We start from the raw sequence: 14,049 nt of genomic DNA on the forward strand, positions 1-14,049 counted from the left end.
ATTGAAGTAACCAATACTGGTGACTGTGACCTTACTGGAATCTTTGTTGAAGAGCAAGCTCCTGAAGGATTAGTATATGTAGGCTATGTTAACACTACTGGCAGCTGGGATAAGGAAGGAGACAAATGGACTTATGTTGGTACTTTAGCTCCTGGTGATTCAGTAGCATTTGAAGTAATCTATAATACAACCAAGTCTATGAATATTGACAATGTGGTTATTGCTGGTTCTAATGAAACTGGTAACGAAACTACCATAATAATACTACTGATGTATTCAGTCCTGATTTCGAAGTTGTTAAAATTGCTAATGATGAAGTCGTTTACGTTGGAAACATTACCAGTTACACTATTGAGGTAACCAATACTGGTGATTGTGATCTTACAAACGTATTTGTTGAAGAGCAAGCTCCTGAAGGATTAGTTTACATTGATTATGTAGATAGAGTTGGCGCATGGGATAAACATGCCAATAAGTGGACTTATAGAGGTACTTTAGCTCCTGGCAAATCTGTTTCATTTGTTGTGATTTATAATACAACCAAGTCTATGAATATTGACAATATGGTTATTGCTGGTACTAATGAAACCGGTAACGAAACTACTAACAATAATACTACTGATGTATACAGTCCTAAGTTTGATATTGTTAAAGTAGCAAGTGATGAAGTTGTTTATGCTGGTAATACTACAAGTCACACTATTGAAGTAACTAACACTGGTGATTGTGATCTTACTGGAATCTTTGTTGAAGAGCAAGCTCCTGAAGGATTAGTATATGTAGGCTATGTTAACACTACTGGCAGTTGGGATAAGGAAGGTAATGTATGGACTTATGTTGATACTTTAGCTCCTGGTGATTCAGTAGCATTTGAAGTAATCTATAACACAACTAAATCCATGAACATTGATAACGTTGTTGTTGCTGGTTCTAATGAAACCGGTAATGAAACTACTAACAATAACACTACTAATGTATACACTCCTAAATTCGAGATTATCAAAATTGCAAATGAAATTGTCGTTTATGCTGGTAACACTACCAGTTACACTATTGAGGTAACCAATACTGGTGACTGTGATCTTACTGGAATCTTCGTTGAGGAACAAGCTCCTGAAGGATTAATTTACGTAGGCTATGTCAACACTACTGGCAGTTGGAATAAGGAAGGGGACAAATGGACTTATGTTGATACTTTAGCTCCTGAAGAAACTGTTTCATTCACTGTGATTTATAATACTACCAAATCCATGAATATTGATAACGTTGTTGTTGCTGGTTCTAATGAAACTGGTAACGAAACTACCAATAATAATACTACTGATGTATTCAGTCCTGATTTCGAAGTTGTTAAAGTAGCTAGTGATGAGATCGTTTACGCTGGAAACACTACCAGTTACACTATTAAAGTAACTAATACTGGTGATTGTGATCTTACTGGTGTATTTGTAGAAGAGCAAGCTCCTGAAGGATTAGTATATGTTGGTTATGTCAACAAGACTGGTACTTGGGAGAAAGAAGGCAATAAGTGGACTTATGTCGGTTCTTTATCTGCTGGTGAAACTGTAGCATTTGAAGTAATCTATAACACAACCAAGTCCATGAATATTGATAACGTTGTTGTTGCAGGTACTGATATTACTGGTAATGAAACTGCTAATAACAATACTACTAATGTATACACTCCTAAGTTTGATATTGTTAAAGTAGCTAGTGATGAGATCGTTTATGCTGGTAATACTACAAGTTACACTATTGAGGTAACTAACACTGGTGATTGTGATCTTACTGGAATCTTTGTTGAAGAGCAAGCTCCAGAAGGATTAATTTACGTAGGCTATGTCAACACTACTGGCAGTTGGGATAAGGAAGGAGATAAATGGACTTATGTTGGTACTTTATCTGCTGGTGATTCAGTAGCATTTGAAGTAATCTATAACACAACCGTATCCATGAACATTGATAACGTTGTTGTTGCTGGTTCTAATGAGACTGGTAATGAAACAACCAATAATAACACTACTAATGTATACACTCCTAAATTCGATATTGTCAAAGTGGCAAGCGATGAGATCGTTTATGCTGGTAACACTACTAGTTACACTATTGAGGTAACTAACACTGGTGATTGTGATCTTACTGGAATCTTTGTTGAAGAGCAAGCTCCTGAAGGTCTTGTATATGTTGGTTATGTGGACAGAATTGGCAGCTGGGACAATGAAGGTAATGTATGGACTTATGTCGGTACTTTAGCTCCTGGTGAATCTGGTTCATTCGTAGTAATCTATAACACTACCAAGTCCATGAACATTGATAACATTGTTGTTGCAGGTACTGATATTACTGGCAATGAAACTGCTAACAATAACACTACAAACGTATACAGTCCTAAATTCGAAATTGTCAAAGTAGCAAGCGGAGATGTTGTCTATGTTGGAAATGTAACCTCATACACTATCCGTGTAACAAACACTGGTGACTGTGACCTTACTGGAATATTTGTAGAAGAAAAGATTCCTGACGGAACCATTTACTTAAGATACACAAATAAAACAGGTGAATGGTCATTTGATGGTGAAAACAAATGGACTTTAGTAGGCAGCCTTGCTCCAGGTGAAAATGCAGAATTTGAAATATTCTTCAATACAACCAAATCCTGTAATATTGACAACGTAGTTGTTGCTGGTTCTGATGAAACCGGTAACGAAACTGCCTACAATAATACAACTAATGTTTACAGCCCAAGCTTAAAAGTAGAAAAGATCGCTTTAAACAAAACAGTATACTCCGGACAAAAAACACAATTCATAATTCGTGTAACCAATACTGGAGACTGTGGTCTTACTGGTGTTTATGTCATTGAAAAATCATTCCCAGGTCTTAAATATGCAAGCTATATTGCTAATGGTAAATGGTCATTTGATGGCGTAAATAAATGGACCTACAAAGGAACCTTAGGCATTGGTGAATCTGCTGAATTTAGAGTAATATTTGACACTGATAAAGTCGGCAACTTTACCAACACTGTTGAAGCAGGATCAAATGAAACAGGTTCAGATGAAGCTGTTAACTCAACTGAAGTAATTAAGAAACCTGTTCCTCCTGTAAAACCAGATTATAATGGTTCTGACATGTCTGATCTTGGATATGATGAATCCCATGGTTCTAATGGCAAAGGTGTAAACGCAAGTGATTTATCTGACATAAAAGCAGGTAATCCATTATTCGCTTTACTAGTTGTATTGGCAATTTTAGGATTAGTTCCTTTTGGAAGAAAAAGAGAATAATTGAATTCTAATCAATTCCTTCTTTTTCTTTTTCATTTTTAAAATTATTTTATTTTTATTTCTTTTTTTTCTCACATTTTCTCTATTTTTTTAATATTTCTTCACTATTTTTCTAATTGTTTTCATACTGGATTTAACTATTTTTTCTAATATTTTTCATACTAGATTTAAACTATTTTTTCTAATATTTTTCATACAAGAGTTAAACTGTTTTTTTCTGTTTGTTTTTACATTGGATTTAACTATTTTTTCTAATTGTTTTTATACTAGATTTAACAAACTTTTATATGATTATAAAGATAGTCTATAAAGGCAGTGATTTTATGAACTTAAAAAATATAAAATTTGATCTATTCCATCCATTGATTATTGTAGTTATGGTAATCCTATTTTTAGCTATTGCCATGCCTATGTGGTATTATTATGGCGAATTGCCAGCTCCTAATTTAGATTTATACCTTTATATTGGATTAGGTCTTTTATTTTTTATATGTGGAATCTATATAGCCAATCATTTATTGAAAAACAAGTTCCTATCTAACGATGGATTCTATTCAAACACTAAAAAGCTATCCTTGTTTGAGTCATATTCCAAAGATGAATTGATTATAGGCTCCCTTGTTTTGCTTGGAATTGTATTGCAAATAATAAACATAGCATTATTAGGTGGCATACCTCTTTTTTCAGCTACCTTAAAGGCTCAGGCAGCAAGCAAAATATGGCTTTTGTCTTATATTATATTCCTGCCTTCCATAAATGTGCTCCTTGCAAGATACAATAGAAAGTCTCATTATATCCTGCTATTGGCAGGTTTGGCTTTATTTGTCTTAACCGGCTATAGAACAACACCTATAGCAATCATGCTATCTGCATTGATAACTTTATATTATACAAGGGATGTGGATTTGAAATACATAGCTTTAGCTGTTTTAGCTATTGGATTGGTTCTTCTTGCTGTAGGGTTCATTGCTGTTCAGGTAATAAGCTGGCAGCACTGGCATTTGAACCCAATTGAACTTGTATCCTATAGGGCTGCATTTACATTGAATATACTGGCTGCAGCTATTGAAAAGCAGTTTTCCACTATGGGCAATCTGTTTTATGCCACACTTACAGGATTTTTCACACATACAGATCCAAGGGTTTTGGTTGGTGTTGCAACAATAAACAGAAACCATTCAATAACTTCAACCATATTCGGTCCGGCATTGCTCGACTTTGGAATTATCGGAATGATTGTGCAAATGTTTTTAATAGGAATTATACTCAAGACTTCACACACATTGCAAAATCACAAAAAAAGCATATTTGCAGCATTCTATGGCATATTGCTTGCACAAACCATTATATGGATTGAAACAGGTCCAACTGATGTTGTGGTTTGGCTGTTTTACCTGATTGCAATTATTCTCATGATACATTCATTAAGAGGTGAAGGGAATGGAATCTAAAAACATTGCCATTGCAGGGGAAATCACTCCATCAAAAACCATCATCCCAATCATTCAAAAGCTGAGGGAATATGAAAAGGAAGAGAAGCTAAGCTTTAAAATCAATAAGATAATAGGCCTTTATCATGGGGAATCTTCAAAGGATTTCCTGAAACCTTATTGTGATGAAGTCCATTCCATTGGAGAAGGCAGAAGAGGCAAAAAAAATTCCAAAGGAAAATTGGCATACCTTATTTCAAAGGATATCCTAAAGTCATTCAATGCACTTAAGGGAAAGGGCATTGATCTATTGATCACTGCAGGTAATGCAGGAGATGTTAGAAAAGCTATTGTAGCAGCAAATGTCTTAAGGATTCCTATCTTGCATATAGAACAGGACATTTATAATCCGATTGAAGTCATTTCACAAGCAAATCTGGTAACTGTTCCAACTGAGGAGTATAAGGAATATCTTGAAAAGAATTATGGTCTTCAGAATGTAGTTAACATTAATGGATATCCTATGGCCAAATATGTTGATAACCATATCAAAGAAGGCAATTTAATAGACAAGGATGAAATCTATGGCGAATATGGCATGAAGGAATTTGTTCTGGTTGTTCTTGGAGGAGACTTAAAGGATGAGGACATTGAGCCATTGATAAGGTCAGTAGAAGAGCTTAATCTTAAGGCATTGATTGCTCCTTATAGGTTTGACAGAAATATTGTTCAGGATTTGGTGCTGTCTCCAAACATTAAGGTTTTGCCACAGTATGTTGATCTGCTCAGCTTTATGGATGCAGCATCTCACTTGATTTATGCTGCAGGAATGGGAATGACCATTGAAGCAGGAGTGTTTAATATTCCGTCACTAAAGATAGAAGGGTTCCATAAGACTCATGGCAGTGTCGATTTGGCAAAATCATTGAACATTCCAATCGTAAAAATAGAAGAGATTCCAAAGGCATTTGAAAACCTTGAAGAGCAAAAGAGTACCGATCTTGTAAAAAACAGTGAAATTGCAATAGAAAAGGTAGTGGATTTGATAAATGAATTTGATGATATGGACCTTGATAAAAGCGGTCTTAAATCCACTAAAAAAATTTGGGACAGTCGTAAGGTATTTAGATAATTTCCGTATGTTTGATTAAATAGATTAATGATAAAATGGATTAATTGGATATTTAGCATCAATGGATTAAGTCAATAGATAAATAATAAACTATTTTTGAATATTTAGCATCAATGGATTAAGTCAATAGATAAATAATAAACTATTTTATACTATATACTAGAATGTTTATTTGGTTTGATTTTTGAAGCATGCAATGAATAGAATCATAATTGAACTTAATCAGCATCTTCATCCATGGTTTCAAGCAAAAAGCTTACTGGACGAAATCCATCATTGCAGGATATCATAGCAGATTTTTTGTTTTTCATCCATCCATCATAGAAGTCACTTGCACCATTTGCCAAAGCCATTACAAATGGGGACAAGCTTTCCCATGCGCTGTCACAGAAATTTTCAGGCTTTTCCCATCCGTTTGCTATAAAGACATCTCCACATTCAACATCACATTCATGCTCTAATGGATTTTCATACTTTTCAATAAGGTCATCATGTCTGACTTTTCTCATAACAGTAATTTTTACCTTTTTCATTTCTTCACCATATGAAAATTTGTTATCTTAATATTTTATTATTCATTCATATTAAAGTATTTTAACCTTTTTTCAAAAATATTCTCTTCAAAAAATTAATGCCATTATCAAAAAATTTTAAATACTAAAATTTATTTATATTTATATGGATTATTGAAGGAATGTTTTAAATGGATAAAAAATTAGTTATTAGATATTTTATGCTTATTGTTGGTGTATTTATAATGTCTTTAGGTATTTCCCTATCCATTAAAGCTACTTTAGGAACCTCTCCAATTTCATGTGTTCCAGCTGTTTTATCCATTGCTTTTCCATGGACTGTAGGTGAATTTACAATCCTTTTCAATGTTCTTCTTGTTTTGTTCCAAATGATTCTGCTTCGAAAGGTCACCTTATCTCAAATTGCACAAATGGCAATCTGCATTTTATTTGGATATATGACTGATTTCAATTTATATCTGCTTAATTTTTTAAATCCAACTGATTACATAAGTCAATGGATCTTGTGCATAATAAGCTGTTTTGTGCTTGCCTTCGGATTGACTATTGAGGTAAAGTCAGACATTGCCATGCTTCCAGGAGATGGTGCTGTGGTGGCAATTGCAGAAGTTTTGAATAAGGATTTCGGTAAAGTAAAGCCATTTTTTGATTTGACCATTGTATCCATAGGAGTCGTATTGGCATTGTTGTTTTTGGGTCACCTTGAAGGTGTTCGTGAAGGAACTATCTTTGCAGCTATTGTAGTCGGTTTCATAATTCAATTCTACAATAAGATATTCGGATATAAGATTGATGCATATTTGGTTGATTAGATTTTTGGGTATAAATTTGATGGGTATTTGGCTGTTTAGATTTTTGGGTATAAATTTGATGGGTATTTGGTTGATTAGATTTTTGGATATAAGTATGATGAGTATTTATAATTCATAAAAATTCATTCCTGGACCTTAAATTTTTTTAGTAATTTATTTTTCATAAAACATGAAAATTCTTGTTTTTCATAAATTTTCCTTATTTTTTTCTAATACTTTTTATTTGTTCTTTATTTATTTCCTATTATATTCAATAATTTTTTAAAATTTTGCAAAAAAATTATTCTATTATTTAAATGTTTTTATTTGATTTTTTACAATTAACTTTATAATAAGTAAAAACTATAAATATACATGTGATATTATGGTAGTTAAAATTGGTATCGTAAAAAGTGGTAATATTGGTACTTCACCAGTATTAGATTTATTATTAGACGAAAGAGCAGACAGACCAAACATCGATGTAAGAGTATTTGGATCTGGAGCAAAAATGAACCCTGAACAAGTTGAAGACGTCGTACCTAAACTCGACCAATTCGACCCAGACTTCTGTATTTTCATTAGCCCAAACCCAGGAGCACCTGGTCCAGCTAGAGCAAGAGAATTATTATCTGAAAAAGATCTCCCTGCTATTATCATTGGTGACGCACCTGGTAAAGGTAAAAAAGATGAAATGGATGAACAAGGTTTAGGTTACATTATTGTAATGTCCGACCCAATGATCGGTGCAAAAAGAGAATGGTTAGACCCAACGGAAATGGCTATCTTTAACGCTGACATCTTAAAAGTATTAGCAGAAACTGGTGCTTTAAGATTAGTACAAAAAACCATTGACGGTGTAATCGCAGCTGTTGACGAAGGAAAAGAAATCGAATTACCTAAACTCATTATTACTGCTGAAAAAGCTGTAGAAGCTGCTAAATTCCAAAACCCATACGCAAAAGCAAAAGCTATCGCTGCATACGAAATGGCTGGCGCTGTAGCAGGTTTAGACATGAAAGGATGTTTCATGACCAAAGGTTACGAAAACTTCATCCCATTAGTAGCTGCTGCTCACGAAATTGCTGCTGCTGCTGCAAAATTAGCTGCTGAAGCAAGAGAAATTGAAAAATCCAACGACACTGTATTAAGAACCCCTCACATGAAAGAAGGTAACGTTGGTTGCAAACTCGATTTAATCAGCAAACCCTCACATGAAAGAAGGTAACGTTGGTTGCAAACTCGATTTAATCAGCAAACCAGAATAAGTGTATTGGATTTAAGTAGCTTTTTAGCTACTTATTTTCTTTTTTCTTTTTTAAAACAAATCAAATCAAATCAAAAATAAATCAAATCTCAAATCAAAACAAAATTTACTTTTTTTCTATTTTTTATTATACTCCACTTTTAATTCTATAATGCAAATTTTATTTCGTTAAAATACAAACAATATATTGGGATATTATAATTTAGCTATTTTTAATATAATAAAAATAAATGAGAAATAGGAAAGTTAGATTATTTTTAAAAAACTTAATAAAAAAAAGAAAATGGTTAAGGCTTATTTCCTAACCAATGATAATTTGTATTCGATTTTGTTAAGGCATATTTCCTTAGCAATGATAATTTTTAGTCAACTTTTGCGAGCCAAAGGCGAGAAAAAGTTTGGGTTATAAAACGCCTTTTGTACTTAATATTTCATCATGCTCTATTTTACATGCATCATACATTGATTTTGCAAATGCCTTAAAGATGGCTTCTGCTTTGTGGTGATCATTTGCACCTTCGCATGTTCCATAGATATTGATTTTTCCACTGGAAGCAAATGATTCAAAGAAGTGAACAATAATATCAGAAGTCAAGTCACCGATTTTCTCATTCTTAAAATCAAGCTTCATATTGCAGTAGCTTCTGCCGCTGATGTCTATAGCTACAGTTGCAACTGAATCATCCATTGGGATAATTGCATGACCCATTCTTCTTATTCCTTTCTTATCTCCTATAGCTTCTGCAAAAGCTTCTCCCAACAATATTCCAACATCTTCTACAGTATGGTGATCATCTATTTCAACATCGCCTGTTGCCTTGATTTTCAAATCAATGAAACTGTGTTTGGAAAAGGATTCTAACATATGATTGAAGAAATTTACTCCTGTATCAATTTCATATTTTCCTGTTCCATCAATATTTAATTCTATTTCAATATCTGTTTCAGATGTTTTTCTGGAAACTTTAGCTATTCTAGTCATCGAATCACTCACTTGATTTAAGTATTAATAAGCATAATTTGGTTAACAAATTATGGAAAAAATTTTAACCATAATTTAATTAAAGAAACGATTAATTATTTATTCATCTGGTGCATTTCTCATAATTTTAATTGCATCTGGACCGCATTTCATAGCACATAAAGTACAAACATGACAATAATCTAGGTTTGATACATGTGCAACGGTATCGATAGTCCAAATATATCCACCTTTCGGACAAATTTCCTTACAATTTCCACATGCAGTACATTTGTCCTCGTCAACTATAATCTTTAAAATGATATCACCTATTGAATAAATCTGTAATTATTTTTTTTAATTTAGTTAAATTTAATTTTATAAAATTATTTTTTTTTTTTTAATTTAGTAAAATTTTATTTTATAAAATTATTTTTTTATTTTTTTATTTTCTTCTATGATTTGCAGATCATATCCTATTTTTTCACACGATTTGCATAATCTTAAATAACCTTAAATAATCTTATTTTATTCTTAATATATAAAACTATTTGATAAAATAGTGTAAAAAAATAGATTATTAAAATTAAATGATATTATTATTTTTTAAAAGAAATAATTCTATAATTTAAGTGTAGCTATTGACAATGCTTTAAAGCCAATGTAAACATCTTTGCCTAAACCTAAATCCAAGTCCTTTCCAGCAGATAAGGTAATGTCTGAGAAAATGTCCACTCCATTTACATCGATTCTGACACGAACCATTTCATCCTGAAGTTTCATTTCAGTAACCTTTCCCTTAAAGATATTTCTGATACTGGATGTTTGAGGCTCAAGCATTATAAAGATATTATCATAGCTTATCAAAGCAAGAATCTTATCACCAACAGCATATTCTTTTTTCAAAGGGATTGTCAAGATCAATTCATTCATTTTAATTTTCATGACTCCTTTTGATTTGTCTATTTCAAGAATCTCTGCCTCGAGTTCATTGGTTTCCCTATGAAGTTCCATAATTGCATTGATCTTCTTGCATTCCTTTAGGATTTGCAAACCCTCTTCAGTAAGGGTGGTGCTTCCTCCACCGCCGCTTCCTCCTTTTTTGGTGTTTACAATCGCTATGTCTAATGTGGATTCGATTTTATCAATATAGTTTAGAGCAGTTCTATAGGAAATTTTACAAGATTTAGCAGCTTCTGTAATGGATTCGCTTTCATTAATGAAAGTCAATAGATCGAATTTTTTCTTATCGAGCAGAAAGGAATTCCCATCAATATTAATTTTATATTCTACACCGGCATGTACTTCTGTCATTTTAATCGTCCCTTTTACCTTTTTTAACTTATTATTAAAAAAATTACCTATTCTGGTTTATAGTTTATACCTTTTATTAATTAAAATTTTTTGTTTTTCCTTTCGATGTAAATATGTTCAATTTTGAAAAATTTTTATGGTATATTTCCATGTAAAATTTCTTAAAATTAATTTTAAGCTATTTTTAATACGTTATGTATAATTTTTGTAATCGAAAAATATATGCAGATAAATCAATATTTTTCCTATCGATATGAAATAAAAAATAGCATGATCAATTCATCATTTTTTTTTAAATTTATTGCATAAAAAACATAAAAAACATGATAAATATGAAAAAAATTTTTAAAAAGAACTGTTAAAAAATTACTAAAAAAATTGTTTTTTAGGGAGAACCCTAACAAACATTGAAAATATTTTTGGTCAAGGTTTTTGAGCCGTAGGCTCAAAAAGCTTGGTCGTAAGCTTGGGATTAACTATGTTTCTCAACAAAGTCTAAGAACCTGTTTGCAATTTTTCTCATTGGTCCTAATTTACTTGCATATTTTCTGAATTGAACAATGTCTTCTGGTGCCAATGTCTTAAGAAGAACAATCATAGCTATGTATATGAATGGACAGATAATTATTCCTGTAATCAATCCGATAACATTGTTAGGAACGGCTATTGATGTTATTCCCATAACCAATGATGCTACAGTAACTTTTGTCAAGAAAGCATATGGAGCCTGTGTTTTTGTCATTCTGAATTGAATCAGGAACATAGGTATCATCATAATAAATGAGGATATTGTTGTAGCTAAAGCTCCACCTTCTATTCCAAAAAGCGGAATCAAGTACAATCCAAGTCCTAAAGTCACTATACATCCAAATATTAGAATATACATTGGAACTCTTGGATTTCCAATTCCTTGAACTATACTTGCTGAAATTGTATATACTGAATAAAAGGTCATTCCAATAACCAATATTGCAAGGGATACTGCCCCATTCATATATGCAGCATTTGTAAAGTATACAAGCCCCATCACTCCACGAGCGAATACAGCTATTCCAACACACATTGGAATAACGAAAAACATTCCATACTTATATGATGCAGTTACGTATTTTTCAAGCAATGCCTGATTTTTCAATGCATATGCTTCAGATGTTGCAGGCAGGATTGTTGTAGCAAGAGAGTTTGACACTACAAGAGGAAGCCTTGCTATAGGATCTGCAGCTGTAAAGTAACCGATTGCCATTGCAGGTAGGAATGCTCCCATAAGCAATGTGCAGATACTATAGATACCCATTTCAGCAAGTGCTGCAACAGTTACAGGAATTGAAAAGAAAATCAATGTCTTTGCAAGTCCAAGCTCCTGTCTGATTGAAAACTTAAAGTCAGGATTTGCAGGAGGTATGTATTTTCCCATATATCTCTTGAAGATGTATACAGCAGATATTGCTGATGCTACAAAACCTAAGACAGAACCTAAAACTGCACCTAATGTAGATAGGCCAAGAAGGACAAGTGTTGTTGCCATCAGAATCATGAATATCTGTTCAATGGCTCTGGTATACAAAATGTATTCCATTTTATATACTCCTTGGAAAGCACCTCTGAATGCACCTACAATTACACTGAAATGAGTTATAAGACCTACTGCTTGAAGTGGAAGCAATGCTTCAGGCTTATGATAATAGTTTGTAATAATAGGAGCTGCTACAAAGACCATTATGAATCCAAAAAAGAGTCCTAAAAAGACCATGATCTTCAAGGCCGTAAAGATGGTTTGTCTAGCAAGGTCATCTTCATTAAGGGCCTTGTATTCAGATACGTATTTAGCTATTGCCGGAGGAAGCCCTGCTGCAGACAATACTTGAAATATTCCTTGAAATGGAGTTGTCAAACCAAGAATTCCATATGCAGCTGGTCCGAGAAGAGAAGCCATAAGGAAACGATAGATATATCCTCCTACACGGAAGATAATATTTCCCACTAATATCACTACACTTCCTTTTGCTACTTTCGCACTTCCACTTTCCTCAGCCATCTTCACACCACTATAATAAAAAAGAGTAAGGGATTTAATTCAAAACATTATTTAAAAAGCTTGAATTAAATGTTTTAAGAATAGTTTTCTTATTTAATTTACTTTTATTATATAAATTTTCAGTTATATATCTTTTTGTAAAATTTAGACTTTTTTTGATATGCACTGAATTTTAAAGATTTTTTTAAAATTGCTTTTTCATAGTCTAATCCAATTGAAACTATTTATTATGATTTTTCTACTTGATTTGAATTCAATTGAAACTATTTGGATTTGAATTTCAATTGGGATTCTTTAGATTCTTTTTCTATTTGGATTTGAATTCCAATAGAAACTCTTTAAAATTTTCAATTGTCATATCCAATGTTTTAAGTCCATATTCATCATTTTTCACTCCTTCGGCACCACCATCCTGTGACCAAAGGCAGGCACCTAAATTAGCTCCAAATGATCCTCCGCTTAATGGAATTATCTTGTTCAATAAGTAGAAAGTATTGATTTGTTGTATGGCTAGCTCTTGACCTCCAGCACGATCTCCACCAACGACTATAGAGATTCCCACCTTGTTTTTAAAGATGTCTAAATCTTCCATGATCATTGCTTGGCATCTGTCTATGACGGCCTTTAATTGAGCGGATATGCTTCCAAAATGTATTGGACTTGCAAGTATTATTCCATCGGCCTCTTTAAGTGCATCATAAATCTCTTTCATGTCGTCATCGATTGCACATTTTCCTTTAGTTTTCACACAGGTATTGCAATGACGGCAAGGAGAAATGTCTTTTCCCATAACTGTAATGAATTTGGTTTCAAAGGATTCCTCTTTTTCAAGATCATTCAATGCCTTCCTTAATAAAAAATCACTTGCACCTTTTCGTGGACTTCCACAAATTCCAAGAATTTTCATACTTTTACCCCAGTTTAATTTTTTAGATATTTTTTAAAAATTTCTCATTTTTATAATATATTTTCTCACAATATTGATTATATTTTTTTGTGAAGTTTTCTTAATTTTTTGCAAAAATTTTGTAGATTTTCATGAAAAAAAACAATCATAATTTTTTTATGTATCCTATTACATTTTTTTTGCTTTATTTCGTTATATTTTTGTTAACTTCGTTATATATCAATTTTTATAAAAAATAATTTTTTTTATTATTTTATTCAGTTTTTTTTAAATATTTTTGTATTCTGATTAATAATTTTTTAATATTGTTGTTTATTTATTCATATATGGTAATTATTAATATACATTCATTTATCATCAAACAAAAATTGATATAACAATGTTTAAATATA

General features: G+C 32.3%; 12 protein-coding genes and 1 pseudogene. 6 read left to right on the plus strand and 7 right to left on the minus strand.

Going from position 1 to position 14,049, the window contains the following annotated elements; all coding sequences use genetic code 11:
* A pseudogene (locus QZV12_RS13590) lies at positions 1-177 on the plus strand (hypothetical protein); the annotation flags it as partial.
* A gap of 2 nt (positions 178-179) precedes the next feature.
* Here the strand turns inward: QZV12_RS13590 and QZV12_RS00215 are convergent.
* The gene (locus QZV12_RS00215) at positions 180-407 is read right to left on the minus strand and encodes a hypothetical protein (RefSeq protein WP_295615457.1); all 228 of its coding nucleotides are present in this window, start codon (positions 405-407) and stop codon (positions 180-182) included.
* Here QZV12_RS00215 and QZV12_RS00220 point away from each other — a divergent pair.
* The 3 genes from QZV12_RS00220 (at position 336) to QZV12_RS00230 (ending at position 5,849) form a co-directional block, all read left to right on the plus strand.
* Positions 336-3,287 carry a hypothetical protein gene (locus QZV12_RS00220; RefSeq protein ID WP_295615663.1) on the plus strand — a complete coding sequence of 984 codons (2,952 nt, stop codon included), beginning with the start codon at positions 336-338 and terminating at the stop codon, positions 3,285-3,287. The two genes, QZV12_RS00215 and QZV12_RS00220, sit on opposite strands and share 72 nt — an antisense overlap.
* Before the next feature lie 323 nt (positions 3,288-3,610).
* Complete coding sequence (locus QZV12_RS00225) at positions 3,611-4,738, plus strand: oligosaccharide repeat unit polymerase family protein (RefSeq protein ID WP_295615459.1); 1,128 nt, start codon at positions 3,611-3,613, stop codon at positions 4,736-4,738.
* Complete coding sequence (locus QZV12_RS00230) at positions 4,728-5,849, plus strand: hypothetical protein (protein WP_295615461.1); 1,122 nt, start codon at positions 4,728-4,730, stop codon at positions 5,847-5,849. The genes QZV12_RS00225 and QZV12_RS00230 overlap by 11 nt, the downstream gene beginning before the upstream one ends.
* Positions 5,850-6,067: 218 nt before the next feature.
* On the opposite strand, the gene QZV12_RS00235 is transcribed toward QZV12_RS00230, so the two are convergent.
* Positions 6,068-6,382 carry a TIGR04076 family protein gene (locus QZV12_RS00235; protein ID WP_295615463.1) on the minus strand — a complete coding sequence of 105 codons (315 nt, stop codon included), beginning with the start codon at positions 6,380-6,382 and terminating at the stop codon, positions 6,068-6,070.
* A 170-nt stretch (positions 6,383-6,552) separates the two neighbouring features.
* Here QZV12_RS00235 and QZV12_RS00240 point away from each other — a divergent pair, with 170 nt between their 5' ends.
* Together QZV12_RS00240 and QZV12_RS00245 are read left to right on the plus strand one after the other, a co-directional pair.
* A complete protein-coding gene (locus QZV12_RS00240; RefSeq protein WP_295615465.1) occupies positions 6,553-7,194 on the plus strand; it encodes a YitT family protein in 642 nt (213 codons plus the stop codon).
* A 364-nt stretch (positions 7,195-7,558) separates the two neighbouring features.
* Positions 7,559-8,401, plus strand: coding sequence for a F420-dependent methylenetetrahydromethanopterin dehydrogenase (locus tag QZV12_RS00245; protein ID WP_295615467.1), 843 nt, complete (start codon positions 7,559-7,561; stop codon positions 8,399-8,401).
* Positions 8,402-8,843: 442 nt separating this feature from the next.
* Here the strand turns inward: QZV12_RS00245 and hisB are convergent, their stop codons facing one another.
* The 5 genes from hisB to QZV12_RS00270 form a co-directional block, all read right to left on the minus strand.
* Positions 8,844-9,422 (minus strand): imidazoleglycerol-phosphate dehydratase HisB, encoded by a 579-nt coding sequence (gene hisB, locus QZV12_RS00250; protein ID WP_295615469.1) that lies wholly within the window; start codon positions 9,420-9,422, stop codon positions 8,844-8,846.
* A 99-nt stretch (positions 9,423-9,521) separates the two neighbouring features.
* Positions 9,522-9,743: a 4Fe-4S binding protein gene (locus tag QZV12_RS00255; RefSeq protein ID WP_366925511.1), complete on the minus strand. Its 222-nt coding sequence runs from the start codon at positions 9,741-9,743 to the stop codon at positions 9,522-9,524.
* A gap of 279 nt (positions 9,744-10,022) precedes the next feature.
* The gene (locus QZV12_RS00260; RefSeq protein WP_295615471.1) at positions 10,023-10,715 is read right to left on the minus strand and encodes a TOBE domain-containing protein; all 693 of its coding nucleotides are present in this window, start codon (positions 10,713-10,715) and stop codon (positions 10,023-10,025) included.
* Positions 10,716-11,187: 472 nt separating this feature from the next.
* Positions 11,188-12,750: a flippase gene (locus QZV12_RS00265; RefSeq protein ID WP_295615473.1), complete on the minus strand. Its 1,563-nt coding sequence runs from the start codon at positions 12,748-12,750 to the stop codon at positions 11,188-11,190.
* 307 nt (positions 12,751-13,057) lie between these two features.
* A complete protein-coding gene (locus QZV12_RS00270) occupies positions 13,058-13,657 on the minus strand; it encodes a flavodoxin family protein (RefSeq protein ID WP_295615475.1) in 600 nt (199 codons plus the stop codon).
* Between the last annotated feature and the right edge of the window lie 392 nt (positions 13,658-14,049).

This window comes from uncultured Methanobrevibacter sp. (assembly GCF_902769175.1).
In the GTDB taxonomy this organism is placed as follows: domain Archaea; phylum Methanobacteriota; class Methanobacteria; order Methanobacteriales; family Methanobacteriaceae; genus Methanobrevibacter.

Excerpts from the sequence above, each read along its gene's own strand:
- QZV12_RS00225 (WP_295615459.1), top strand. The coding sequence starts at position 3,611 with ATGAACTTAAAAAATATAAAATTTGATCTATTCCATCCATTGATTATT.
- QZV12_RS00230 (WP_295615461.1), top strand. The coding sequence starts at position 4,728 with ATGGAATCTAAAAACATTGCCATTGCAGGGGAAATCACTCCATCAAAA.
- QZV12_RS00235 (WP_295615463.1), bottom strand. The coding sequence starts at position 6,382 with ATGAAAAAGGTAAAAATTACTGTTATGAGAAAAGTCAGACATGATGAC.
- QZV12_RS00240 (WP_295615465.1), top strand. The coding sequence starts at position 6,553 with ATGGATAAAAAATTAGTTATTAGATATTTTATGCTTATTGTTGGTGTA.
- QZV12_RS00245 (WP_295615467.1), top strand. The coding sequence starts at position 7,559 with ATGGTAGTTAAAATTGGTATCGTAAAAAGTGGTAATATTGGTACTTCA.
- hisB (WP_295615469.1), bottom strand. The coding sequence starts at position 9,422 with ATGACTAGAATAGCTAAAGTTTCCAGAAAAACATCTGAAACAGATATT.
- QZV12_RS00260 (WP_295615471.1), bottom strand. The coding sequence starts at position 10,715 with ATGACAGAAGTACATGCCGGTGTAGAATATAAAATTAATATTGATGGG.
- QZV12_RS00265 (WP_295615473.1), bottom strand. The coding sequence starts at position 12,750 with ATGGCTGAGGAAAGTGGAAGTGCGAAAGTAGCAAAAGGAAGTGTAGTG.
- QZV12_RS00270 (WP_295615475.1), bottom strand. The coding sequence starts at position 13,657 with ATGAAAATTCTTGGAATTTGTGGAAGTCCACGAAAAGGTGCAAGTGAT.